At 58.2% G+C, this 23,853-nt stretch carries 24 protein-coding genes; 12 read left to right on the plus strand and 12 right to left on the minus strand.

The genetic code is table 11. From position 1 onward, the window contains the following. Nucleotides 1-33: 33 nt before the first annotated feature. From ABD833_RS17680 to ABD833_RS17710, 7 genes are all read right to left on the minus strand, one after another. The gene (locus tag ABD833_RS17680) at nucleotides 34-468 is read right to left on the minus strand and encodes a glycosyltransferase family 2 protein (protein ID WP_345074807.1); all 435 of its coding nucleotides are present in this window, start codon (nucleotides 466-468) and stop codon (nucleotides 34-36) included. A gap of 151 nt (nucleotides 469-619) precedes the next feature. Continuing rightward, a complete protein-coding gene (locus tag ABD833_RS17685) occupies nucleotides 620-1,681 on the minus strand; it encodes a glycosyltransferase (RefSeq protein WP_345074808.1) in 1,062 nt (353 codons plus the stop codon). Nucleotides 1,682-1,743: 62 nt separating this feature from the next. Next, nucleotides 1,744-2,649 (minus strand): glycosyltransferase, encoded by a 906-nt coding sequence (locus ABD833_RS17690; protein WP_345074809.1) that lies wholly within the window; start codon nucleotides 2,647-2,649, stop codon nucleotides 1,744-1,746. A 7-nt stretch (nucleotides 2,650-2,656) separates the two neighbouring features. Further along, on the minus strand, nucleotides 2,657-3,235 hold the full coding sequence (locus tag ABD833_RS17695; protein ID WP_345074810.1) for an acyltransferase: 579 nt from the start codon (nucleotides 3,233-3,235) through the stop codon (nucleotides 2,657-2,659). Nucleotides 3,236-3,288: 53 nt separating this feature from the next. After that, on the minus strand, nucleotides 3,289-3,996 hold the full coding sequence (locus ABD833_RS17700; protein ID WP_345074812.1) for a WbqC family protein: 708 nt from the start codon (nucleotides 3,994-3,996) through the stop codon (nucleotides 3,289-3,291). Between the two features lie 296 nt (nucleotides 3,997-4,292). Continuing rightward, complete coding sequence (gene rffA, locus ABD833_RS17705; RefSeq protein WP_345074814.1) at nucleotides 4,293-5,420, minus strand: dTDP-4-amino-4,6-dideoxygalactose transaminase; 1,128 nt, start codon at nucleotides 5,418-5,420, stop codon at nucleotides 4,293-4,295. After that, nucleotides 5,404-6,366 carry a glycosyltransferase family 2 protein gene (locus tag ABD833_RS17710; RefSeq protein ID WP_345074816.1) on the minus strand — a complete coding sequence of 321 codons (963 nt, stop codon included), beginning with the start codon at nucleotides 6,364-6,366 and terminating at the stop codon, nucleotides 5,404-5,406. The genes rffA and ABD833_RS17710 overlap by 17 nt, the downstream gene beginning before the upstream one ends. Before the next feature lie 137 nt (nucleotides 6,367-6,503). On the opposite strand from ABD833_RS17710, the gene ABD833_RS17715 reads away from it, so the two are divergent. Together ABD833_RS17715 and ABD833_RS17720 are read left to right on the plus strand one after the other, a co-directional pair. After that, on the plus strand, nucleotides 6,504-7,244 hold the full coding sequence (locus ABD833_RS17715) for a GNAT family N-acetyltransferase (protein ID WP_345074817.1): 741 nt from the start codon (nucleotides 6,504-6,506) through the stop codon (nucleotides 7,242-7,244). 89 nt (nucleotides 7,245-7,333) lie between these two features. Beyond that, nucleotides 7,334-8,398: a glycosyltransferase family 4 protein gene (locus ABD833_RS17720; protein WP_345074818.1), complete on the plus strand. Its 1,065-nt coding sequence runs from the start codon at nucleotides 7,334-7,336 to the stop codon at nucleotides 8,396-8,398. Here ABD833_RS17720 and ABD833_RS17725 read toward each other — a convergent pair. Both ABD833_RS17725 and ABD833_RS17730 read right to left on the minus strand, forming a co-directional pair. Then, nucleotides 8,320-9,531, minus strand: coding sequence for a hypothetical protein (locus ABD833_RS17725; RefSeq protein WP_345074819.1), 1,212 nt, complete (start codon nucleotides 9,529-9,531; stop codon nucleotides 8,320-8,322). The genes ABD833_RS17720 and ABD833_RS17725 overlap by 79 nt on opposite strands. Nucleotides 9,532-9,837: 306 nt before the next feature. Then, complete coding sequence (locus ABD833_RS17730; protein WP_345074820.1) at nucleotides 9,838-11,085, minus strand: tetratricopeptide repeat protein; 1,248 nt, start codon at nucleotides 11,083-11,085, stop codon at nucleotides 9,838-9,840. 110 nt (nucleotides 11,086-11,195) lie between these two features. On the opposite strand from ABD833_RS17730, the gene ABD833_RS17735 reads away from it, so the two are divergent. Then, nucleotides 11,196-12,110, plus strand: coding sequence for a M20/M25/M40 family metallo-hydrolase (locus ABD833_RS17735; protein ID WP_345074821.1), 915 nt, complete (start codon nucleotides 11,196-11,198; stop codon nucleotides 12,108-12,110). Nucleotides 12,111-12,266: 156 nt separating this feature from the next. On the opposite strand, the gene ABD833_RS17740 is transcribed toward ABD833_RS17735, so the two are convergent. Next, the gene (locus tag ABD833_RS17740; protein ID WP_345074823.1) at nucleotides 12,267-12,428 is read right to left on the minus strand and encodes a hypothetical protein; all 162 of its coding nucleotides are present in this window, start codon (nucleotides 12,426-12,428) and stop codon (nucleotides 12,267-12,269) included. Between the two features lie 112 nt (nucleotides 12,429-12,540). On the opposite strand from ABD833_RS17740, the gene ABD833_RS17745 reads away from it, so the two are divergent. The 6 genes from ABD833_RS17745 (at nucleotide 12,541) to dnaJ (ending at nucleotide 19,412) form a co-directional block, all read left to right on the plus strand. Further along, on the plus strand, nucleotides 12,541-14,781 hold the full coding sequence (locus tag ABD833_RS17745; RefSeq protein ID WP_345074824.1) for a sodium-translocating pyrophosphatase: 2,241 nt from the start codon (nucleotides 12,541-12,543) through the stop codon (nucleotides 14,779-14,781). A 112-nt stretch (nucleotides 14,782-14,893) separates the two neighbouring features. Next, entirely contained in the window at nucleotides 14,894-15,433 is a 540-nt protein-coding gene (gene hpt / locus ABD833_RS17750) for a hypoxanthine phosphoribosyltransferase (RefSeq protein WP_345074825.1), read from the plus strand. 111 nt (nucleotides 15,434-15,544) lie between these two features. Then, a complete protein-coding gene (locus ABD833_RS17755) occupies nucleotides 15,545-16,174 on the plus strand; it encodes an adenylate kinase (RefSeq protein ID WP_345074827.1) in 630 nt (209 codons plus the stop codon). Nucleotides 16,175-16,395: 221 nt separating this feature from the next. Continuing rightward, complete coding sequence (gene obgE, locus ABD833_RS17760; RefSeq protein ID WP_345074829.1) at nucleotides 16,396-17,394, plus strand: GTPase ObgE; 999 nt, start codon at nucleotides 16,396-16,398, stop codon at nucleotides 17,392-17,394. Between the two features lie 235 nt (nucleotides 17,395-17,629). Then, the gene (locus ABD833_RS17765) at nucleotides 17,630-18,214 is read left to right on the plus strand and encodes a nucleotide exchange factor GrpE (protein WP_345074831.1); all 585 of its coding nucleotides are present in this window, start codon (nucleotides 17,630-17,632) and stop codon (nucleotides 18,212-18,214) included. Nucleotides 18,215-18,278: 64 nt separating this feature from the next. Continuing rightward, nucleotides 18,279-19,412 carry a molecular chaperone DnaJ gene (dnaJ, locus tag ABD833_RS17770; protein ID WP_345074833.1) on the plus strand — a complete coding sequence of 378 codons (1,134 nt, stop codon included), beginning with the start codon at nucleotides 18,279-18,281 and terminating at the stop codon, nucleotides 19,410-19,412. Nucleotides 19,413-19,573: 161 nt separating this feature from the next. Here dnaJ and ABD833_RS17775 read toward each other — a convergent pair whose 3' ends face one another. Continuing rightward, nucleotides 19,574-20,947: a T9SS type A sorting domain-containing protein gene (locus ABD833_RS17775; protein ID WP_345074834.1), complete on the minus strand. Its 1,374-nt coding sequence runs from the start codon at nucleotides 20,945-20,947 to the stop codon at nucleotides 19,574-19,576. A gap of 287 nt (nucleotides 20,948-21,234) precedes the next feature. Next, nucleotides 21,235-21,501 (minus strand): hypothetical protein, encoded by a 267-nt coding sequence (locus ABD833_RS17780; RefSeq protein ID WP_345074836.1) that lies wholly within the window; start codon nucleotides 21,499-21,501, stop codon nucleotides 21,235-21,237. Between the two features lie 163 nt (nucleotides 21,502-21,664). On the opposite strand from ABD833_RS17780, the gene ABD833_RS17785 reads away from it, so the two are divergent. From ABD833_RS17785 to ABD833_RS17795, 3 genes are all read left to right on the plus strand, one after another. Further along, nucleotides 21,665-22,171 carry an RNA polymerase sigma factor gene (locus ABD833_RS17785; RefSeq protein WP_345074837.1) on the plus strand — a complete coding sequence of 169 codons (507 nt, stop codon included), beginning with the start codon at nucleotides 21,665-21,667 and terminating at the stop codon, nucleotides 22,169-22,171. Continuing rightward, nucleotides 22,171-22,785: a hypothetical protein gene (locus tag ABD833_RS17790; RefSeq protein WP_345074839.1), complete on the plus strand. Its 615-nt coding sequence runs from the start codon at nucleotides 22,171-22,173 to the stop codon at nucleotides 22,783-22,785. Before ABD833_RS17785 ends, ABD833_RS17790 begins: the two co-directional genes overlap by 1 nt. A gap of 108 nt (nucleotides 22,786-22,893) precedes the next feature. Next, on the plus strand, nucleotides 22,894-23,841 hold the full coding sequence (locus ABD833_RS17795) for an ABC transporter ATP-binding protein (protein ID WP_345074840.1): 948 nt from the start codon (nucleotides 22,894-22,896) through the stop codon (nucleotides 23,839-23,841). Nucleotides 23,842-23,853 lie beyond the last annotated feature (12 nt).

Genomic DNA, 23,853 nt, shown 5'->3' on the forward strand with positions numbered 1-23,853 from the left:
AACTCATGTCCCTGCTAACCCTAAAATTTCATATTATCGATTCGCAACCTGCTTCGTGATGGGTATATATATGATATCCGATTCACCAAAGCATTGCATGTAGCTGCTGGTGAGTCCTACTGACGGATTTTGCTCCAGAAAATCAACCTGGCGCCGGAGGCGGTCCGGCCGGGCAATGTCATCAGCATCCATTTTGGCGATATAGCGGCCACGGGCCAGTTCAGCACCATAGTTATCGCTGGAGGAGCGGCCGCGGTTCTGGGAATTGGCCAGCACCCGCACGCGCGGATCGGTTTCGTAGCTGCGGGCCACGGCCAGGCTGCCGTCGGGCGAGCAGTCGTCTACGATGATGAGCTCAAAGTCCGGCAGGGTCTGGCTCAGGATGCTGTCGATGGCCGGACGCAGGTACTCCCCGGCATTGTAAACGGGCAGAATTACGGAAACCAGCGGCGCTTGGGAGTCAGGCATAAGCGAAGGAAAGGCAGCAGTAGCCGGTATACCAGGGGCACGCCGGGCGTTGAACCTGCAAAAATACCGGGTTTCCGGATAAAGTAGTTACCCCAGCCCGGATTAGCTGCTGGGCGCCGACAAAAAGCGGGCTGGCAGAAGCAGCTGTAAATCAGGCTGTGGATCCGGCTTCGGCCAGGCGCTGCTGCAAGGCCCGCACCTGCCGGAATACGGCCACGGCATCTTCGCGTTGAGCTATCGATACTTTAAAGTTATACAGTAGGCGCATCGTCTCGAAGTTGCTGGTCAGCTCTTCCAGGTTGGGGCGCAGCAGGGCATTTACCAGGTTGCCGGGCTGCCGGGCAATCTGCGAGGCCAGCCACAGCAGCCGCTTGGCGTAGAGTTGCCGGAAACGGGACTCGCTCAGCTCCGGGTGGCGGAAGATGAAGTAGTACACTACGCTGGTCAGCTGCGAGGAGGCCGTGCCGCGGGCCATGCGCAATAGATACTGCCACGTCAGGCGCTCCTTGAACATAAAGTGGCGGAAGCGCAGGTGCTCATCGTACCAGAGCACATAGCCAGCCAGCCGCAGCGCGTCGCCCAGCTCCACGTCTTCGGCACCCGAGAGCACCTTACCACGCTTGGCCGAGGTGGTGAAAGTAAAGCCGTGGGTCAGCAGCTTGCGCCACCCCGACTGCCGCACTACCGAGCAGGCCCCGTAGAGGTAGCCTTCCCTGGCCGGCAGCGGCCCGCTTTTGCCCCCGTTCTGCGGTCCCACGGCATACACGGCCTGAAACTCCGGAAACCAGGCCGGCGGCGGCACTTCAAAGGCCCCCTCGGCATGGGCGCCCAGCACCCCGATTTCGGGGTGGGCTGACAGCACCTCGTAGGCGCGCCGCACGTAGTCGGGAGCCAGCCAATTGTCATCGTCCACGACGGCCACAAACTCGTAGGCCGCGGCGGCGAAGCCCTGGACCAGGGCGTGTTCCTTGCCCGGGTGGGGCTCGTCGAGCACCCGAAACGGGACGGGTAGGGCCAGTGCGCACCCCAGCTTTTCGGCTACTGCCAGCGTGTCGTCCTTGGAGGCATTGCTGATGATGAGCACCTCCCAGGGAACGTGCGCGGGCACCTGCTGGGCAGCTACGTGGCGGAGCATTTCGGGCAGGCGCGCGGCCCCGTTGTAGGTGCAAATGAGCACGGTAACGCCCGCGGCAGCTGAAGGCGAAGTAGACATGAAGACAGGGTTTCTCAGGTACGGCAAGGCGGCGTGGCAGCCCACGAATGCGGGAAAATCAGCTACGGCGCTGACAAAGGTAGCAGCGGCAGCCGGCCGGTAAGCAACCGGAGCGTGAAAGCCGGCAGTTCCTTGTTGAGCGTGCGCACCGATAAGCGGGTAAACTCGGCGAAAAGCCGGCGGAATTCTCCCCACCGCTGCTGCTGCCACAACAGGGTGCACAGCTGAATGTAGTACCAGTTTACCGAGGCCATGATTTCAGCGTGGTAGCGGCCCCGGAAGTACTCCAGCATCGTCAGCTTGGTGCGCAGGTTTTGCCGGTAGCGCTTTTCCTGGTCGAGGCTCGACCAGATGCCGCCGCCGTGCTGCCGGTAGTGCGCCACAACGCCGGGCTGGTAGGCAGCCGTGCCGTATTCAGTGAGCAGGCTGTAGAGGAAATAGTCGCCGTTGCTGACGGTGGTAAAAGCCGCCGGGAACGGCGGCAGCACGTGGTTGCGGTACAGCGTACTGAGCGTCGGCGGGCAGTAGTCGCGCACGATGTCGCGCTGGGTTAGCTCGCGGCGGAAGTTCTCGGGCACGATGCTGTCTTTTATGACGCGGCCCTGCTCATCGGTCATGGCGCAGTCGCCGAAGCACATCACTACTTCCGGGCGGTGGTCGAGCAGGGCTACCTGCCGCCGCAACTTGCGCGGGTCGGTCCAGTAGTCGTCGCCTTCGAGCATGGCCACGTACTGCCCCCGGCAGGCTTCGTAGGTGCGAATAAAGTTCGGTTGGGCTCCCACATTGTGAGGCCCCGTAACCAGGCGGATTTTGCCGGGATGCTGCTGCTGGTAGTCCTCAATAACCGCCCGGGTGTGGTCCGTGGAGTAGTCTTCGCCAATTACCAGCTCCACCGCGAAGTCCGTCTTCTGCATCAGCACGCTTTCAATAGCCTGAGCAATGAAAGCCTCGTGGTTATAGGTAATCATGCAGACACTAACCTTGGGTGCGGCCATGGATGTATTTTTTTTCCAGCTCCAGCAAGTTCCGACTACGGTCCTTAAGCTTGCGTGCCGGTACGCCGCCCACCAGCGTAAAGGGTGCCGTGCTCCTGGTAACGAGGGAGTGGGCCGCCACCGCCGTACCCTCGGCCAGCTCCACTCCCGGCAGAATGGTGGAGCCGGTGCCAATCAGCACGTGCCGATAAGCCCGCACTGGCGCCGACTCCGTGCCCAGCGCCTCGCGCGGCACCATGGCGTTGGTCATATGCTCCCCGCTGTAGTCGTCGGAGGAAGAGAAAATACGCACGTAGGGGGCGCTGGTAAAAAAGTCGTCGAGCGTGATGTCACCCAGGCCGTTGAGGAAGTTGAAAGCCGAAATGTGGCAGTAGCTGCCAATGCGCAGCGCCGCCCCGCCCGATACGGCAATGACGCAGAAGTTGTCGATGCGCACGTGGCTGCCAATATGGATGTTGCCGGTGTTGTAGATGGTGGCTGTTTTCGAGATGCGCACGTTCTCCCCCACTGCTGCGAAGCCCAGCTCGGCTAATTCTTCCGGTGAATAGTATCCAATCATAGTAGCAGAAAAAACAACTGGCACCCCGCCGCAGCCGGCCGGCCGCGTGGCGCTCAGACCAGGGTATACTGAGTGAGCAGCTCCCGTACGGCGGCCGGCTCGTTGAACATCAGCGCGTCCAAAATAGAAAGATTGGGCACAAACCCCGGCTGCCGCTGCGGATAGGGTAGCGGGGCCGACTGCAGGAACTGCAATTCAATGCCGGCCACCGCAAAATCGGCCCGCTGGTAAAGGCGGGTGCCGTTGATGGCATTTACGTAGTGCGTGGCTCCCTCCTGCCGGCAAATGTCCAGCACCCGGGCAGGTCCGCTCAGGTGGGCATTCTGGTAAGTAGTAGCTGTGGGCACCAGCTCACCAGGGAGCTGCAGATAGTGGTGAACCTGCCGCAGGCTTTCCGTGGCAACTTCCGCCGCTGACCTTTCCCGGGCGCCGACGAAAGTCTGCGCTACCAGCTCCAGCACCCGCTCCACCTGCGGGGCCCGGCTGTAGCTTTGGCGTAGCGTGCGCATAAACTTGGCGTACCAGCCCGGGAAAAGCCGGTTTTTCACCTGGGTTGCCCTGACTGTGCGGTGGCTGCTGACTTTTTCCAGCGGCAGCGTAAAGAGGTAGGAACGCCCATTTACCAGCAAATGGTTGCGGTTAACCCAGCCTTGCAGCATAAACTGCACGTCGTCGTAGACCACGAACCGGTCGACAGCATTAAGCAGCTGGTAATAACCCAGATACGGAAACAGATAGGGCTGCATGATGGCTAACTTCATGCGTATTTTTCCCTAATCAACTGGCTGATAAGACGCACCTCCTCGTGCTCGAGCTGCTGATAAAACGGCACGCACGGCGCCCGGGTCGTGTGTTGAGCATGTAGAGGGTTAGAAAAAGGAACGAAAGATAAAGAGGGTAATGGGGCCATCACGAAAGAACTGTTTTTGGGAAAAATAGATGGTTTTGCGCGCGAGCCGCTTGAGGCGGGTGCGTAAGGTTAGTTGAATTAGACCACCGCCATGTTTTTTTATCCTGGTGCGCAGAATGAGAAAGCATTGCTTTTCAAGAACAGGTACTAGGCGAAAAAGGTCCGCACAACATCGATTACAGTCTGCTGGTCCGCTTCCGTAAGCTCGTAATATAACGGCAACCGAACCAGGCATTGATCATAACGAGTTGCGTGAGGCAGGTCTCGTCCATCGTGTTTCGCGCGGTAGAACGTACTATTATGAAGGGTCTGATAGTGAAAGACGGCTAGAATGCCGGCCGCTGCCAGCTGCTGAATCAATGCCTGCCGTTGAGTTCTGTCCGCACAGATCAGGTAAAAGATATGGCCGTTGTGCCGGGCATAGTCCGGGAGTGTGGGAACCGCAAAGCAGCCCGCTTGGGCCAGGGGCAGCAACGCCGCGTAGTATCGGTTCCATTGCCGGAGCCGCTGCTGCTGAATGACAGCAAGCTGCTCTAACTGGGCCAGCAGATACGCCGCCGTCAGCTCCGGCGGTAAGAAGGAAGAACCCACGTCCACCCATTGATACCGGGCCGTTTCACCCCGGAAAAAAGCCGCGCGGTTGGTTCCTTTCTCCCACAGAATTTCGGCGCGGGCAGCAAACCGGGGGTCGTTGATGGCCAGCAAGCCGCCTTCGCCCGCGCTGATGTTCTTGGTTTCATGGAATGAAAAAGCCGCCAGATGACCGATGCTACCCAGGGGGCGGTCAAGATAAAAGCTTTCAATGGCCTGTGCGGCATCTTCGATGACCACTAAACCGTGGTGCTCTGCCAGGGCCATGATAGGAGCCATATCGCAGGCAACCCCGGCATAATGCACTGGTACAATAGCCCGGGTACGGCGGGTAATCAGGGCTGCCACTTGTCCGACAGCCATATTGGGATGACTGGCTGAGCTATCGGCAAAAACGATGCGGGCTCCCCGCAGTACAAAGGCATTGGCCGTGGAGGTGAACGTAAACGACGGTATAATGACCTCGTCGCCGGGCTGCAGGTCGAGCAGCAGAGCGGCCATTTCCAGTGCGGCGGTACCACTGGTAGTCAGCAGCGCTTTTTGAATTCCGTAGCGGTGCTCAAAAAATGTCTGGCATTGCCGGGTAAAAGCTCCGTTGCCGGAAAGGTGGCCATTGCTTACCGCCTGCTGAATGTATTCCAGCTCCCGGCCGGCGAGGGCCGGCTTATTAAACGGGATTCTCATAAGCAAGCGGTTCGCAGGTAGTATCCCTGACGATGTAAAGAGGGCGGTTGCGAACTTGTTCGAATGTTTTACCGACGTACAGCCCCACGATGCCCAGGACCAGAATAATCAACCCCGAAAAAAAGCTGATGGAAATAATCAGACTGGCATAACCCGGCACCGTGATCTGGCCGAGCCAGAAGCGAACTAAACTCAGGAGGCCCAGCATAAAGGCCCCGGCCGATAGCAGCAGGCCCAGACAGGCAGTCAGACGCAACGGCTTATCAGAATGAGCCAGCAACACATCCGTCGCCAGACGCAGGCGTCGGCGCAAGCTGTAGGTGCCAGGTCGGCCAGCAGCAGCGTGCTGTACCGGCAGCGTAGTCTGCCGAAACCCCACCCAACCTACCATGGTCGGGAAATAGCGAATACTTTCGCGCAACTGCCCAACCCTGGTAATAACCCGCTGATGATAGATGCCGAAATTGGCTACCTGCGGGTCTTGCCGGGTATCGGTCAGGTAGGAGAGCAGCCGATAGAATGCTTTTGAAAGCGTGGTTTTCAACCAGGTGTCCTGGCGCTGTTGTCGGCTGGCCAGCACCACGTCGTACCCTTCCAGTGCCTTACGGTACAGGCGGCCTATTTCCTCCGGCTGATCCTGCAGGTCACAGTCCATAACCACTACCCATTGGCCCTGCGCCAGATCGAGGCCGGCGGTGAGCGCATGGTGCTGGCCAAAATTGCGACTCAGGCGTAACCCTTTGATGCGTGGGTTTCGGGCGGCCTGGTGCTGAATTCCCGCCCAGCTTTCGTCCTGACTGCCATCATCTACCAGGATGATTTCGTAGTCCGGGGAAAGGGTCGTAAGTTCTCGCTCAATTCGCGTCACAAGTTCGTTAAGCAGCAGCGCGGCCTGATACACCGGACTGACAACTGAAAATAAAGGCGCAGGGACAGCAGCGGACATTGAATAAAGAAAATATGCACCGGAGTGAAGTCTGAGGGCTTAGGTGAGCAACGCTGCAGCCGGTCAGGTCTTCAAAGATAGTGAGTGCGAAGGCACTGCCGGGAGTCTGCCAGCAGCAAGGACTATGGAGTTTATCAATGAGCACCACAACGCGAGAAGACCCACTACTGCATCTGCTACCCTGGGATACCAAATTTCTGGGCTTCGGTACAGGCCAACTCACCGCGCACGGCCTTTCGGCAGCCGGGCTGCACACCCTGCTGCAGACTGCGCGCCGTCGCCATTGGCGGCTGCTGTACTGGGCTGTTGATCCCCGGGATGTGGTGTCGGTAGCCAGTGCGCAGCAGCAGGGCGCTTTTCTGGCCGATGAGAAAGTGATTTATCAATACTCCGTGCCCGTACAGGTGCCGGATGATACTCTTTCCGCCGGCGTTGTGCCCCTTATACACCTGACGCCAGCGGTAGTACAGCTGGCGCAGCTAAGTGGAGAATTCTCCCGTTTTCGCCGCGATCCTAACTTCGCCGCTGGTGTATTCGAAGCATTGTATGCTCAATGGATTGCCAACGCAATAGCGGGGGCCAACGGTCAGCAAGCTTACGGGCACGTAGGGATTTCTGCCGCCGCACCAGCAGGCCTGGTAACGTTGGCCTATACGCTCCCGAATGCTGCTATTGGTTTACTGGCGGTGCAGTTGTCAGCGCGCGGACAAGGTATTGGCAATCAACTGTTGGCAGCGTGTTATCGGCAACTCATCAAACGGCAGATTCCAGTGTTGACGGTCACTACCCAGGCTGCTAATACGGTGGCCTGCGCCTTTTACGAGCAGCGTGGATTTGTGGAAGTGAAGCGTCAATACCAGTTTCATCTCTGGCTGTAGCACCGGTCCGATAACCATCTTGCTTATTGTTACCGTACTTTTGTGGCCGATCATCTTTGGGTGGAATGGTTTTCCCACCTCTTCCTGCTATGCACATTCTGTTTCTGGTTCCGTATCCTGCGGGCAAGGCACCTTCTCAACGCTTCCGTTTCGAGCAATACCTGCACTTTCTCGCCGAAGCTGGCCACACCTACCAGCTTGAGTCGTTTATTTCGGAGACTACCTGGGCCATTCTCTACAAGCCCGGCCACACCGTAAGCAAGGCCCTGGGCATTCTGGGAGGCTTTTTGCGGCGATTTCTGCTGCTGTCGGAGGTGCCCAAGGCCGATTTCGTCTTTATTCACCGCGAAGCGTCGCCCATCGGGCCGCCTGTTTTCGAGTGGATTATTGCCAAAGTATTCGGCAAGCGCATCATCTACGATTTTGACGACGCCATCTGGATTCCCAATACGTCGGCGGCTAACAGCATCGTGGCGGGCGTGAAGTGGCATCACAAAGTGGGCAGCATCAGCCGCTGGGCCTATAAAATCAGCTGCGGTAACACCTATCTGTGCGATTATGCCCGGCAGTTCAACCCCAACGCGGTGGTCAACCCCACGACCATCGACACGGTGAATCTGCACAACCAGGTGAAAGATCAGCGTACCGATAAGCCGGTGATTGGCTGGACGGGCACGCACTCGACCATGAAATACCTGGAGCAGGTGGTGCCCGTTATTGCCGCGCTGGAGCAGCGCTACGCCTTCGAGTTTCGGGTGATTTCCAACCAGGAGCCGGTGCTGCCACTAGAGTCGCTCTCGTTTCGGCCTTGGCGCAAAGACACTGAAATTGCCGATCTGCTTACATTCAATATCGGTCTGATGCCGCTGGAAGACGACCCGTGGGCTAAAGGCAAGTGCGCCTTTAAAGCCCTGCAATACATGGCTTTGGGGGTGCCGGCAATGGTGTCGCCGGTGGGCATGAACAGCGAAGTAGTAACTGAGGGTGTGAATGGCTACATCTGCGCCACCTACCAGCAGTGGTACGACGGCCTGGCAAAGCTGCTGCAAGACCACGACCTGCGCACCCGCTTTGGTCAGGCGGCGCGGGCCACCATCGAGGCGCGTTTCTCGGTGGAGGCAAACCGGCCTAACTTCTTGGCGCTGTTTGCCTGAAACTGCATGATGTAGAGCGCCGCCAGGTAGAATGGCATCAGCGGAATCTTGTAGCGCACCAGCGTGCCGAAGTTGCCGCTGTTGGTGCCTACGCCGATGGCGAAGATGATGACGAAGATGAAGCAGAACGTGAGTATGGGCTTGCTAATGATGAGCCGAAAGGTTTTCAGCACGCCCGTTTTGTAGAATAGCGACACCGTCAGGTAGAGCATCAGCATTGATTCCAAGGCCGATAAAATCATGATGGCGCTGCGGGCTTCCCACGGAAATGGCCGGAACAGCGACACCACCACGGCCTGCGGTGCCACCGTGGCCAGCGCCGAGAGGCTGCCATCGAAGCTGCCGATGTTGTAAGACGAGCCGTTTTCGGTGCCCGAAGTGAGGTACTGCTGATTGACCTTGGTGCGCTCCCCGATTTTTTCCACGTCGTACTTCTCGTCGCCGGCCGTCAGGTTGGTAGCGCCCAGGTAGCCGGCGGCCAGGCCCAGCACCAGAAATACCGGCTTGAGCAGCGCGCGCAGCGCCGCCGAGCGAATCCGCTGATTGTTTTCGTTGAACGTCCAGAGCAGGGCCGGCGGCATAAACGAGAGTAGGATATATACCTTGGTCGAAACCAGCACATACACGCCGAGTGCGCCCATGGCGGCGGCTATGGTCAGATTTCTCTTCTCGATGGTGAGGTGGTAGAAGGCGTAAAATACCCAGCCCAGCGCCCCGATGCACAGCGAGTCCTTCATCAGGCCCGACCCCCAGAAAAAGACCGACGGCAGAAAAAACACCGAGAAGGCCAACTTTTTGTAAGCTATCGGCGCGATGCGCACGAAGGTGATGAACATGGCCCACATCCCGCTAAAGCTCAGCAGGGCAAACATTAGGGCAATAACAGAATAGGTATTAAAGCACAGAAACCCACATAGCGAGGCCACGCGCACCACAAAGTATTCGGTGGAGGCTTTGTACCAGTACATCTGGGAGGTATACTTAATGGTGGCCGCGTCAAATTCGCCGTTGGCCATCACCAACTTCAGTCCCAGCATGGGCGAGTCGCTGAAAGCCTGGTACACGATTTTGGTGTGGGCGTAGTAGTTGTAGGTGTCGCCGCCGCCGTAATAAAACTGGTAAACTATGCCCAAAGCAATGGCCCCCAAAAACTTGACCGACAGCGCCGGAATAAAATATCGCCGGGTAAGCGCGTTCGTGAATCTACCCCGGATTGCAAAGGCAATTCCGTAAAACAGACCCAGGTAAATCGGCGTTAGAAAAAGATCCTGAAAGTCCATGGTATGAAAGGAGCGGGCCGCACGGGCAGTTAGGAATGATAATTATAGCAAAGTGGATACAGGGAAAAAGTATTAACATTCGTGAATAATAACTTCAGCAGGGCGGTGAGCTAAGATGTCAGGCTGAGAAAAACCAGCAGCGGAAGCCGGCTGACCCTGCTACTTCTTGTTTTTCTTCAGATACGCCTTAGCTTCCCGGTAATACTCCGACTTCTTATCTGCTTTATCCTGTACTACAGCGTAGTAACGTACCGCATTCTTTAAGTCCTTCTCCTTATCGGCAATGCGGGCCAGGTTGAAGTGAGCATAAACGTAAAAGCCGCCCTCTGTTTCATCAGTACTCTCAGCGAAAACGATACTACGGAGGTAATAGTCTTTTGCTTTCGTCGCGTCCTTGTATTTGTATTGCATCAGCCAGCCCAGAAAGTAGGTAGCATAGCGGCCACTGATAGCCTCATAGCCCGGCATGCCGCGGTTCAGCTTTTCCAGAATATCCCGGCTGGTCCGCTCACATTCCGGAAACAAGCCCTCGTTGAAGCATAGCAAGGCGTAGAAGCGCTGAAAATAGCCGTTATCCGGATACGTGGTAGCCATGTACCGGGCCACGGGCATGGCGGCCGTAGGGTTGTTCTCCTCGTTGTTCAAAATCCGCATCAGGAAGAACTTGGCTTCCATACCGGTATAAAACCCGTTGTCGGCCACGTTCTTGAGCTGCTGCAGGCCCAGCTGCTTGTTGCCCTTGGGGAAGAACAGCATCACCGGCCGTAGCAGCGGGTAATTGTCGGCAATCCAGACCTGGTAATAATTGAACAGCGCCTGACCGAACAGAAACTCCGGACTCAGCCCGTTGGCTTCCTTGCTCTTATCCAGGTAGTCGAGGGCCCGTTTGCTGCTGACCGTGGCTTTGCGCCAGTCGCGGCGTTCCGCGTGCAGGCGGGCATCGAAGCCATAGGCGGCGGAGAGGAAAAAGCAGGCTTCGTAGTTCTTGTTGTCCGCTTCGTAGAGCCGCTCGCCATTGGTGATGGCCGTATCCATGTAGGCGAAGAAAATCTTGTCATACATCTTCGACTGCACGTTGGTAGGCGCAATCTTCCACCAGGTGCTCAGCCCCAACAGAAAGTAGGGCATGGGGTGGGTAGGGTAGCGCCGGCGCAGGGAGCGAAACTGCCGCTCGGCCTTGTCATACTTGAAGTTGTACAAATTCTGTACTGCGCCGTCCAGCTCGGTCTGGATGTCCTTATCCAGCAGCAGCCAGCCTTTGGTATCCACCGCGTTGGGGGCAATGTCCACGTTCGCTAAATCGATGTTGCGGACGGGAGCGTCTTTGCGGGCCGTATCGGGCTGTTGTGCCCATCCCGTAAAGGGTATAAAGGCGAACAACAGGACAAAACAGAGTTTTTGAATCATAGGAACGTCTGATTGCAGCGAGAGTGGCAGCTGTAGCTGCGCAAAGGCTACCCAACGGGAAGGCTAAAGTATGTCTTTTATCCTAGATTTGGCGGAACAACCAAGGCGATATGAGGCTTCTGCACACCTTATGCCAGTTGGCGGCCCCGGCCGGCAATGAGGCACCAATGACAAAATTCCTGCTGGACTATGTACGGCAAAATCAAGGTACCTGGCGGGTCCAACCACAGGTGCGCGCGGGCGGGCAGTTTCAGGATTGTATTATTCTGGTTTTTGGCAAGCCGCGCACGGCCGTTTTTGCTCACATCGATAGTATTGGTTTCACCGTACGCTACGGCCGGGAGCTGATTCGTATCGGCGGCCCCCGGGCCCAAACCGGGTACCACCTTGTCGGACAGGATTCGCAGGGCGAAATCGATTGTACCCTGATCGTTGACGAGGAAACCGGTGAACTGAGTTACGAGTTCACCCGGCCTATTGATCGGGGAACCGAACTCACCTTCCGCTGTGATTTCCGGGAAACGGACACCACGGTGCAGTCTTGTTACCTGGACAACCGGCTGGGCGTATGGAATGCGCTGCAGTTGGCCGAAACGCTGGAAAACGGCATTATCGCTTTCAGCTGCTGGGAAGAGCATGGCGGCGGCTCGGTGGCTTATCTGGCGAAGTATATCTATGAGGAGTATGGCGTACACCAGGCCCTGATCTCAGACATCACCTGGGTCACGGAAGGAGTAGAGGCCGGAGCCGGGGTCGCTATTTCCCTGCGCGACTCGCTTATTCCGCGGCGCTCCTATGTTGAGCGGATTTGCCGCATAGCCCGCGCCGCGAATATTCCCCATCAGCTGGAAGTGGAAGGCAGCGGCGGCTCCGATGCCAAGGAGCTGCAGCACGGGGCCCAGCCCTGGGACTGGTGTTTTATTGGCGCTCCTGAAGATCACGTGCATTCGCCCGACGAGCTGGTGGACAAGCGTGACATTGCCGGTATGCTGGCCCTGTATCAGGTGCTGATGGTGGAATTATAAATCCTGGTAACCGATCCAGTGCCCGGTAAGAGGAACTGATATTACGCCGGGTGAGGTGGGGTGCCGGCGGTAAGAAGTCAGGGGCTGGAATCCAGAAGTTTAGGGAGCAGGTGGTAAAAGATGCAGGAACGAAACGGGTGACCAGGCCGCCGCGCCTTAAATCGGCAACCTGCTCGTATGCTGACTTCTAGCTTCCCGCTCCTCAAACAGGGTTTCAGTAAGGCCCTGCGGAACAGCAAAGGGTAAATCGTAGCCGTCGAAGTACTGCGCCGGGCCCGGCTTATTGCTGTAGTTACAATAGCGGTGGGAGGGGAGCATGAGAAAAACGGGCGTTTTGATTGGAGAAGTTGAGGATTAGCGAAGAAGCTCTATTTTACCGACCTGAACGCTCTTTCTTCTCACCCCAAACCCCTCACTTTCCACCGCTTCTATGATGAATATTCTTTACGTAGCGCCTGGGCTGGGTGTCCTGGCTCTTATTTACACCTGGGTGCGCTCCGGCTGGGTGTCCCGCCAGGATGCCGGGGACGACCGCATGAAAACCATTGCCGGCTACATTGCCGACGGGGCCATTGCGTTTCTGAAGGCCGAATACAAAGTTATGGTTCTGTTTGCGCTCATTGCCAGCGCCTTCCTGTTTTACCTGGGCAGTACGGGCGAAAAATCCAGCCCCATCATCGTGGTGGCGTTCCTGATTGGGGCCGTTTTCTCGGCCCTGGCCGGCTTTATCGGGATGAAGATTGCCACCAAAGCCAACGTTCGTACCGCGCAGGCGGCGCGCACCAGCCTGGCCAAAGCGCTGAACGTATCGTTTTCAGGCGGCTCGGTGATGGGCATGGGCGTAGCCGGCCTGGCCGTGCTGGGACTGGGCTCGCTCTTCATCGTGTTCTACCAGATATTCGTGGTCAGTAAGGGTGGCAGCGCCAACGGCGTGGAGATGGAAACCGCGCTGGAGGTACTCACCGGTTTTTCGCTGGGAGCCGAAAGCATTGCCCTGTTTGCCCGCGTGGGCGGCGGTATCTACACCAAGGCGGCCGACGTGGGCGCTGACCTCGTGGGGAAAGTCGAAGCCGGTATTCCCGAAGATGACCCGCGTAACCCCGCCACCATCGCCGACAACGTGGGCGACAACGTGGGCGACGTAGCCGGTATGGGTGCGGATCTGTTCGGGTCCTACGTGGCCACTATCCTGGCCACTATGGTGCTGGGCCGCGAAGTGGTAGCCGCCGGCGACCAGTTCAATGGTCTGTCGCCGATTCTGCTGCCGATGGTTATTGCCGGCGTCGGCATCGTGGCTTCCCTGATCGGCATTCTGATGGTGCGCGTGAAGGAAGGCGGCGACGTACAGGCGGCCCTCAACTTTGGCAACTACGTATCGGTGGCCATTTCCGCAGTGGCCGCGTTTTTCATTATCCGCTGGATGCTGCCCGCCGGCGACCTGGTTATTGGCCGGGCCGGGGCTATTCCCTTCACCTCCATGGACGTGTTCTACGCCGTTGTGGTGGGGCTGGTAGTGGGTACGCTGATGAGCATCATCACCGAGTATTACACGGCCATGGGTAAGCGTCCGGTGCTGAGCATCGTGAAGCAAAGCAGCACCGGCCACGCCACTACCGTCATCGGTGGGCTGGCGGTGGGCATGGAATCTACGGTGCTGCCGATTCTGGTCCTGGCGGCTGGTATTGTATTGTCGTTTCGTTTTGCAGGCCTCTACGGCGTGGCGATTGCCGCCGCCGGTATGATGGCGACTACTGCCATGCAGCTGGCCATTGATGCCTTCGGCCCCATTGCCGATAATGCCGGGGGCATTGCCGAAATGAGCGAATTACCCAAGGAAGTGCGCGAGCGGACCGATATTCTGGACGCCGTAGGCAACACCACCGCCGCCACCGGCAAAGGCTTCGCCATTGCTTCGGCGGCCCTTACGTCGCTGGCGTTGTTTGCCGCCTTCATGGGCACGGCTAACATCAGCGTCATCGATATCAGTCATGCCGACGTGCTGGCCGGTTTGTTCGTGGGCGGGATGATTCCGTTTATTTTCTCCGGCCTGGCCATTTCGGCCGTCGGCCGCGCGGCTATGGCGATGGTGCAGGAGGTACGGCGGCAGTTCCGCGAAATCCCCGGCATCATGGAAGGGACGGGTCGGCCGGAGTACGAGAAGTGCGTCGCTATTTCCACCCAGGCGGCCATTCGCGAAATGATGCTGCCGGGGGCCATTGCCCTGGTAGTGCCGGTTATCGTGGGCTTCACGATGGGCCCGGAAGTGCTGGGTGGTCTGCTGGCGGGCGTAACCGTGTCGGGGGTGCTGATGGCCATTTTTCAGAGCAATGCCGGTGGCGCCTGGGACAATGCCAAAAAGTCGTTCGAGAAAGGCGTGATGATCGACGGCGTAATGCAGTACAAAGGCTCCGAGGCCCACAAAGCCTCCGTGACGGGCGACACCGTGGGGGACCCGTTCAAGGATACCTCCGGTCCGTCGATGAACATTCTTATCAAGCTCATGTCCATTGTCTCGCTGGTTATCGCGCCCCACATTGCCGTTCCGGATCGGGGTATGGCCCAGGTGGAAACCTTCCGCCAGAAGCTGTCGGTGGAAGCGCCTGCCCAAACCATAACCCCACGTCCGGCGGTGGTTAAAACGATGCCGACGGCGACGGTGGCTAGGCGCTAAGGGCTGATCCAGACCGCTCACACCCGTTGAAGAGCTGCCTCTCCCTGCCGGAGGGGTAGTTTTTTTGCGCTACATTTGGGCCCCATTCGCTAAGCGGCCCAACCCCATCTGGATGCTCCAATCCACTATTACTCTCCACGACAAGCAGTTCACTCCGTATCTGCCGGCGCAGCAAGTCATGGCCGCGGTCCAGGAGCTCGCCGGTCGTCTCAACCAGGATTACGCCGGCAAACAGCCCCTGTTCGTGGCGGTGCTCAACGGCTCGTTCATGTTTGCCTCCGATTTGCTGAAGGAGATGCTCATTCCCTGTGAAATTGCCTTCATCCGGGTTGCTTCCTACGAGGGTATCAGCAGCACTGGCCGGGTAAGGGAAATTCTGGGCCTGCAGGAAGACGTTGCGGGCCGCGACCTGATCATTGTCGAGGATATCGTCGATACGGGGCACACGATGCGGGCGCTGCTCGAGCTGCTGGGGGCGCAGAAACCGGCCTCATTGGCGGTGGCTACGTTGTTTCTGAAGCCTGAATGCCTCCAGCACGAGCTCGATATCCGCTACGTGGGACTGACGATTCCCAACGACTTCATTGTGGGCTATGGCCTTGATTATGATGGCCTGGGCCGCAACTACCCGGATGTATACAAAGCGGTCTGACCACTCCCGGCAGCCAAAATAAGCTGCGTGCCGTAAGGGGTGGTTTGTTGCCGATTTGTTATCTTTCCCGACTTCACCCGTACTCTTCTTCTCCGCGAAACGCCTCGCTTTATGCTCAATATAGTGCTCTTCGGCCCGCCCGGCGCCGGCAAAGGAACGCAAAGCCAGAAACTCATTGCCCGTTACAATCTGGTTCACCTTTCCACCGGCGACCTGCTCCGCTCCCAGATCACTCAGGGTACCGAGCTGGGTCTGCAGGCTAAAAAACTCATGGACGAAGGTCTGCTGGTCCCCGACGAAGTGGTTATCGGCATGATTGAAAGTCAGCTGGCCAGCAACACCGAAGCGGCCGGCTTCATCTTCGACGGCTTCCCCCGCACAGTGCCCCAGGCCCAAAGCCTCGATACGCTCACCCAGCGCTACGATACCGGCGTAAGCTGCATGATTGCGCTGGAAGTAGATGAGGAAGAGCTGGTGAAGCGCCTCATGGAGCGGGGCAAAACCAGCGGCCGCCCCGACGACCAGAACGAAGAGAAGATTCGCAAGCGCGTAACGGTCTACAACACTGAAACCGCCCAGGTCGCCGGCTATTATGCCGGGCAGCAGAAGTTTCATTCGTTGAATGGCATCGGCGCTATCGATGAGATTTTCGGCCAGATCTGCGGTATTATCGACCGGCACCAGCCGGTTGCTTCCGTGGCCGGCAGCCCCGCCGCCGCAACCGACGAAGTAAAAGCGTAACTTTGCGGCTGCTACCCGCTTGGGTAGTGGCAGAACCTCTCTGTCATCCTGAGCCCAGCGAAGGACCTTATCACGCTGGAACGACCCCCAAGTCGTTCTGCCGCAGTAAGGTCCTTCGCTTTGCCCAGGATGACAGCTGTTTTTAGACAACTCATTAAGACGGCGGAATCAGGAATACCCCAATTCTTACTTCTTACTGCTTAATTCTTAATTCCTTTCCCGTGGCTTCTAATAATTTCATCGACTACGTCAAAATCAACTGCCGCTCCGGCAATGGGGGGGCGGGCTCGGCGCACTTTTTCCGCGCCAAAGGCCTGCCCAACGGCGGCCCCGACGGCGGCGATGGCGGCCGGGGCGGCCACATCATCCTGGAAGGCAACTCCCAGCTCTGGACGCTGCTGCACCTGCAGTATAAGAAGCACCAGTTTGCTGACAACGGGGTGAACGGCGGCGAGACGCTCTGCACCGGGGCCCAGGGTAAGGACATTACCATTCAGGTGCCGCTGGGGACCATTGCCCGGGATGCCGAAACCGGCGCCAAGAAAGTTGAAATTACCGAGCATGGCCAGCGCGTTATCCTCACGCCCGGCGGCCGCGGCGGTCTGGGCAACGACCACTTCAAATCGGCCACCAACCAGGCTCCGACCTACGCCCAGCCCGGCGAGGCCGGCGTCGACGAGCTGGTGATTCTGGAGCTGAAGCTGCTGGCCGACGTGGGCCTGGTGGGTTTCCCCAACGCGGGCAAAAGCACGCTGCTGTCGGTGGTGTCGGCCGCCAAGCCCAAGATTGCCGACTATGCCTTCACCACGCTGGTGCCCAATCTGGGGGTAGTGGACTACCGCGACTACAAGTCGTTCGTGATGGCCGACATTCCCGGCATTATCGAAGGGGCGGCGGAAGGGCGGGGGCTGGGTATCCGCTTCCTGAAGCACATCGAGCGCAACTCCATGCTGCTGTTCATGATTTCGGTGGATAGCCCGGATATTGCCGCCGAGTACAAGGTGCTGGTGAGCGAGCTGCAGCAGTTCAACCCCGAGCTGCTGGACAAGAAGCGCCTGCTGGCCATCACCAAAGCTGATTTGATTGACGACGAGCTGGAAGCCGAAATTCGCGAAACGCTGCCTACGGACCTGCCCACCATCTTCATTTCCAGCCTGGCCAACAAGAATATTATGCCGCTGAAAGATATGATCTGGCAGGCGCTGAATGAGAAGGAGTAGGCACAACTAATCAGAACGTCATGCCGAGCGTGCCGAGGAATCTCGCGTGAGGTCGTTAGATTACTACTCAGACGTCAGCATGCGAGATTCCTCGGCACGCTCGGAATGACGTTGTAGATGCAACCGGTTCCGTGTCAAAATGACAGCCGAGCTGGCTTTGGCAAACTACTTGTGCCCGACGGGTAGCCCAACGGCAACTCCCGTGAAAAACCCATTCCGACGAATATTTACCAAAATGGCTGACGATACCACCTTGCCCCAGGATGACAATCTGTCCGTTGACCCCGGCCATACGGCCGGCGAATTGCCGGCAGACTCGCATGCCCCCGATCTGGGCGTAGCAGAAGAGAATGACGGCGGGGCCCCCAAGACCGAGTCGACTAAGACGGATACCGAGCTGGCGGAGCTCAAAGACAAATACCTGCGCCTCGCGGCTGAGTTTGATAACTACAAGCGCCGCACCACCAAGGAGCGCGCCGACCTGTTCCGGACCGCCAACCAGGAGCTGATGGTAACGCTGCTGCCGGTGCTCGACGATTTTGAGCGGGCCCGTACGCACACGCAGGAATCGGAAGACGTGAGCATGGTGCGCGAGAGTGTCGACATCATCTACAACAAGCTGGTGAAAACCCTCCAGCAGAAAGGCCTGACGCCCATGGAAACCAAGGGCGGCGCTTTCGACGCCGATTTGCACGAGGCTATTACGCAGATTCCGGCTCCTTCCGAGGAGTTGAAAGGCAAGGTGGTCGACGAAGTGGAAAAAGGCTACTACCTCGGCGACAAAGTAATCCGGCACGCTAAGGTGGTGCTGGGCCAGTAAAAATGAACGTCACGCTTCATCTTGCGTCCGCGAAGTTGAAGCATGACAGACGAAGTACACAGCAATGGCAACGAAGCGAGATTATTACGAGGTGTTGGGCGTCGCCAAAACCGCGTCGGGGGAAGAGATTAAGAAAGCCTACCGCAAGGTGGCCATCAAGTATCACCCTGATAAAAACCCCGACGACCCGACGACCGAGGACAAATTCAAGGAAGCCGCCGAGGCCTACGAGATGCTGTCCAATGACGATAAGCGGGCCCGCTACGACCGGTTCGGGCACCAGAGCGGCGGTGGCGGGGGGGCGCAGAATATGGAAGATATCTTCTCCCAGTTCGGCGACATCTTCGGCGGCGGCGGCTTCGATGGTTTCTTCGGTGGCCAGGGTCGCGGCCAGGGCCGGCGCGTAAAAAAAGGCTCTAATCTGCGCATCAAGCTGAAGCTGGAGCTGGAGGAGGTAGCCAACGGCGTGGAGAAGAAAATCAAGGTGAAACGCTACGTGGCCTGTTCGCCCTGCTCGGGCACCGGGGCCAAAAACGGCACCGATCTGAAGGACTGCGGCACCTGCCACGGCCAGGGCCAGGTGAAGCGGGTGGTGAACACCATGCTCGGCCAGATGGTCAGCGCCGCCACCTGCCCGACGTGCAATGGCGAGGGTAAAATCGTGAGCAGCAAGTGCGACGTGTGCCACGGGGAAGGCCGGCAGCTGCACGAAGAAGTTATTCCGATCAATATTCCGGCCGGCGTAGCCGAGGGTATGCAGCTCAGCATGAGTGGCAAAGGCAACTTCCCCGAGCGCGGCGGCGTACCCGGCGACCTGCTCATCCAGATTGAGGAAGAGCCGCACGAGCTGCTTAAGCGCGATGGCAACAACATCATGTTCGAGCAGTACATTTCGTTCGTGGATGCGGCGCTGGGCGCCAACATCGAAGTGCCCACCATCGAAGGCAAGGTGAAGATCAAGGTTGATCCAGGCACCCAGCCGGGTAAAATACTGCGCCTGCGGGGCAAGGGTATCAAGGACCTGAACGGCTACGGCCGCGGCGACCAGCTCATTCACCTCAGCGTCTGGACGCCCAAGAACGTGAGCAACGAGGAGCGGGAGCTGCTGGAGAAGCTGCGCAACGCCCAGAACTTCACGCCCAACCCCGGCAAAAACGAGAAAGGCTTCTTCGAGAAAGTGAAAGAGTACTTTCAGTAAACCGCTGATTGACGCGGATTCTTTTGATTTCGCTGACCGGCTTCCGCAAAAAAGGCCCGTTCTCCCCAAGGGAGAACGGGCCTTTTTTGCGGAAGCCGGTCAGCAACGTAAGCGGTAAGGTGTTGCTGTGGTGACCGGCAGCCGCAACCTTGCCGCGTCAGCTACTGCTTCATCACGCGCTTGGCTACGGTGCCTTCGGCCGTGTACAGGCGAATGGTATAGAGGCCGGCGGGTAGGGCTGCTAAGTCCAATTCCTGCTCAATAACGCCTTGCTGCGGCCGGAGCGACAATACTTTTACCACTTGTCCCAGCGGGTTCAGGATTTCGGTGCGGACGGCTTCCTGCTCGCGCAGGCCCGCCACCCGGAGCATAGCGGACTGCCGGGCCGGATTTGGATACAGCGCTGTGGCGGCTTCCAGCTCCCTGGCCCGGCGGGTGCCCAGCGTGATAAAGTTACCGTAGGTGCTGACTGTTAAGTTTACATAGGAGCTAAGCGAGTTGTCGTAGCTCTGTCCCACGGCCCGGCGCACCACGTTAGCCGCGGTGTAGGAAAGCAGTTGCCGGTATGCATACTCAATCACCCAGCTGTTGCTGAGCCATTCCTCCCCCTGGCTCAGAAGCAAGTTGCCGAAGTTGTCGAGCGTATACGTGGAGCGGTACTCGTTGACCCACGTTGCCGGAGCAGTCAGGAGCTGGCTTACCATTACGTAGCTGCCGTTGGGCTGATAAGTCAGCGTACTGCGATGATCATCAGTCCAGGTGTTGGTGCTACCGTCCCATGCCTGTTCTTCAAAGGAGGAGGGAAGCAACTTCGTCCAATTGTACCAGATGATGTTGTAAGCCCGATACTCATTCACGTAAGCCCCATTTTCCCAGTCCTGTTCCAGCACTGCACTCCACTGGTTGCCGGCGTTCACCGTGTAGGTTGTGCGGCCGTCCGGCTTCCAGCTGCTGGTAGCGCTGTCCCAGCTTTCGTATACTTCGCTGGTTAGTACACCAGCTGGGTTGTACGTATTGGTGGACCGGTTGCCGTAGCGCATCACCCAGGCATTGTTCTGCCAGTCCTGATGGAGAAACAGGATTTCGCGGTTCCGGACGTCGTAGCTATACTGGTCGCGACCGAAGTTAACGTACGCTGACCCGTTCCAATTCTGGAATAATTCTTCGGTCAGCAAGCCTTGCGCGTTATAGGCTAGTATTTGCTTGCGTTGTGGTGCGTTAGTGGCCGAATCGGCCAGGATAACTTGGGTGGGTTTGCCCTTCGCGTCATACGTATAAGTGAAAATGCTGGCATACCCCCACCGATTGGTCTGCTGGTCCCAGAAATGGGTTACGCCGCGGCCTGGCAGCGTGACCAGCGTGCTGGCTCCGCGGGCGGCCAAGCTTGGGCCGCGGGCAGGCGGGCTGCCGGGGCGGTGATACGCTTGGCTAAAAAAGGAGGTGACCGGACGAGCTTTCTGCGGGCCCTGGGCATAGCTGCCACTGACCGCCGTGAACAAAACAGCAATGAACGTAAGGAGAAGGGACTGTTTCATGGTAGACCGGTAAATTGAAGGGGAACTCTAATTTACCGATAAACTATGATAAAGGTCAAATAATTATTGGCAAAAGACAATATAATCTGTGCGCAAGGAGTAAAATCAGCCTCAATTGCTTCTCGGATATCTGGTGGTGAGGCTGCCAACACCCCGCACTTTGCCCTGGCAGATAGCGCCGTAAAAATTTATGACCAGCTTCCTGCCCGTCCCCAATTGTGCGGGTTTTTCGTGCCCGCGGCTGGATTGGTTCAGCGGGCTAAGTTTGTTTCAGGAGCCTGGGGCCCCTAGCGCCTGGCACTGCTGTCGCGGCTTATCTGGTAGCCGAACAGCAGCAGGGCAGCCCCCGCCAGCGCTATTGAGCTATAGCGCCGCCAGATGGGTGGCGGAAGGTCCGCCGCTGCCGCGCCGGCAGGAGCGTAGGCAATATCCGAGAGCAGAAAACCAGCGGCCAGCAGGCCATTGATGCTGGCGGTCAGCCATGCACCGGAAACCAGGTTGACCAGACTCAGCAAGTCAAAGACAATGCCGCAGGGAACATTAAGCTTTTTCATGACGCAGTGAATTCAGGGTCCTGAACTACTTGCTTAATCGGCAAAGTCGATGGATCATTACCGGTACAGCGTATTTTTTTTGCAGAATTATTTTTTAGCGCGAAGTCCGTAATGCCGCGGCGGGAAGTGCGATAAAAAGGATCATTCAACTCTTCCTCGTCCCGTGTCCGACGCCCCGCAGTCTGCTTCTTTCGTTGCCGTCGTGAATGCCAACCAGGGCCTGCTGCACCGCGTGTGCCGGCTGTACTGCGCCGATGCCGACGACCGGCAGGATCTGTACCAGGAAATCGTGCTCCAACTCTGGCGGGCCTGGCCGCAGTACCGGCCCGGGGCCGCCAAAATCAGCACCTGGCTGTATCGGATTGCGTTGAATGTAACCATTTCCAACCTGCGGCAGCGCACCCGCCACCCCGCGCCCGAACGGTTGGGTCCGCGGGTGCCCGACGTCGCTCTACCGCCCGACTCGGGGCCCGATCCGGAAGATTTAGCCCAGCTCTACCAGGCAATTGAGCGGCTCTCGGAAGTGGAAAAAGCCTTCGTGCTGCTTTATCTGGAAGAGCGCACCTACGAGGAAATGGCCGAAATCCTTGGAATAACCCAGAACAACGTGCGCGTGAAAATGCACCGCGTGCAGAACCAGCTTCGTCAACTCTTAACCCAACCCGCCTGATGGAACTCGATGACTTGCGCCGGCAGTGGCAGCAGCAGCCCGCCCCGGATAGCGCGGCCCCGGATGAAGCCGCCCTGCGTGCCCTGCTGACCCAGCCCTCGACTAGTCCCGTCGCCCGGATGCTGCGCAATGCCCGGCAGGAAATTATTTCCACTGTGCTGATTCTGGCCCTGACGATGGTAGGGCTGCAGTTTGTGCACCTCCCCTGGATGCGTCCGTTTGGCTTGCTGCTGCTGACCGCTTCCGTGCTGATGGGCTATTATTACTATCATAAGCTGCGGGTGCTGCAGCGGCTGGGCACCACCACCACGGCCCTGCGCGGCCACTTGGAGCAGCAGCTGCAGAGCCTGCGGAGCCTGCTGCGCCTGTACTACCACTTCACGATGGGCACGCTGGTGCTGATGGGCAGCTTTCTGCTGTACTCAACTTACATCCACCTGCCGCAGCTGTTCCACGGCGACGCCCGCACGCTGTGGCAACGCGGCCTGTGGCTGGGACTGACGGCGCTGATTTCCTGGCTCATCACCGGCTGGATTACCCGCTGGCATCTGCAGCGCCAGTACGGCCGCCACCTCGACCGGCTGGAAAGCCAGCTGCGCGAGCTGGAGGGCTAAAACTGACAATTGGGGATTTTCCTGCCGCCGATACATAGCAAATTTTATACATTTAACCCGGTTTATACATTTAACCCCCACCACCTCTCATTCCATTCTTCTCAAGCTGTGAACAACATTCTGCAAGCCATTGATGTACGCAAGGCCTATGCTGCCCACGTCGCCCTCGACGGGGTGAGCCTCGACATTCCCGAGGGCAGCATCTTCGGGCTGCTCGGCCCTAACGGGGCCGGCAAAACGTCCCTGATCCGCATCATCACCCAGATTACGGGCGCCGACTCGGGCGAAATCCGCTTCCGGGGCGAGCGGCTCAACCCCCGCCACATTGCCCAGATCGGCTACCTGCCCGAGGAGCGCGGCCTGTACAAGAAGATGAAGGTGGGTGAGCAGCTGCTCTACCTGGCCCGGCTCAAGGGCCTCAGCAAGGCCGATGCCACCCAGCGCATCAAACGCTGGATCGACCGGCTGGACCTGCGCACCTGGGTCGATAAGAACGTGGAAGACCTCAGCAAAGGCATGCAGCAGAAGGTGCAGTTCATTGCCACCGTGCTGCACGAACCCAGCCTGATTATTCTCGACGAGCCGTTTTCGGGCTTCGACCCCATCAACGCCAACCTCATCAAGGATGAGATTCTGGAGCTGCGCCAGCGCGGGGCCACCATCATCTTCTCCACCCACCGCATGGAGTCGGTGGAGGAGCTCTGCGACAGTATTGCCCTCATCAACCGCTCCCGCAAAGTGCTCGACGGCCCGGTGCGCGACATCAAAAATACTTTCCGCAGCCAGACCTACGAAGTGGAAGGCCGGGGCCGGCTGATGGTGACCCACCCCGACTTTGAGGTGCTGGAACACAAGGAGCGCGAAAACGGCCACTTCTACGACGTCATCCGCCTGCACGCCGGCACCTCGCCCAACGATTTGCTGCGCTACCTGATCGGCAACGTGGAGGTTCAGGCGTTCCGGGAGCTGGTGCCGAGCATCAACGACATCTTCATCCGGCGCGTGCGCGAAACCATGCCCGAAACCCTGCTGGAAGAGGCCCCGCTGGCTTCCTGAGGCTTTTAAGCA

This window comes from Hymenobacter fastidiosus, from assembly GCF_039539565.1.
Lineage (GTDB): Bacteria > Bacteroidota > Bacteroidia > Cytophagales > Hymenobacteraceae > Hymenobacter > Hymenobacter fastidiosus.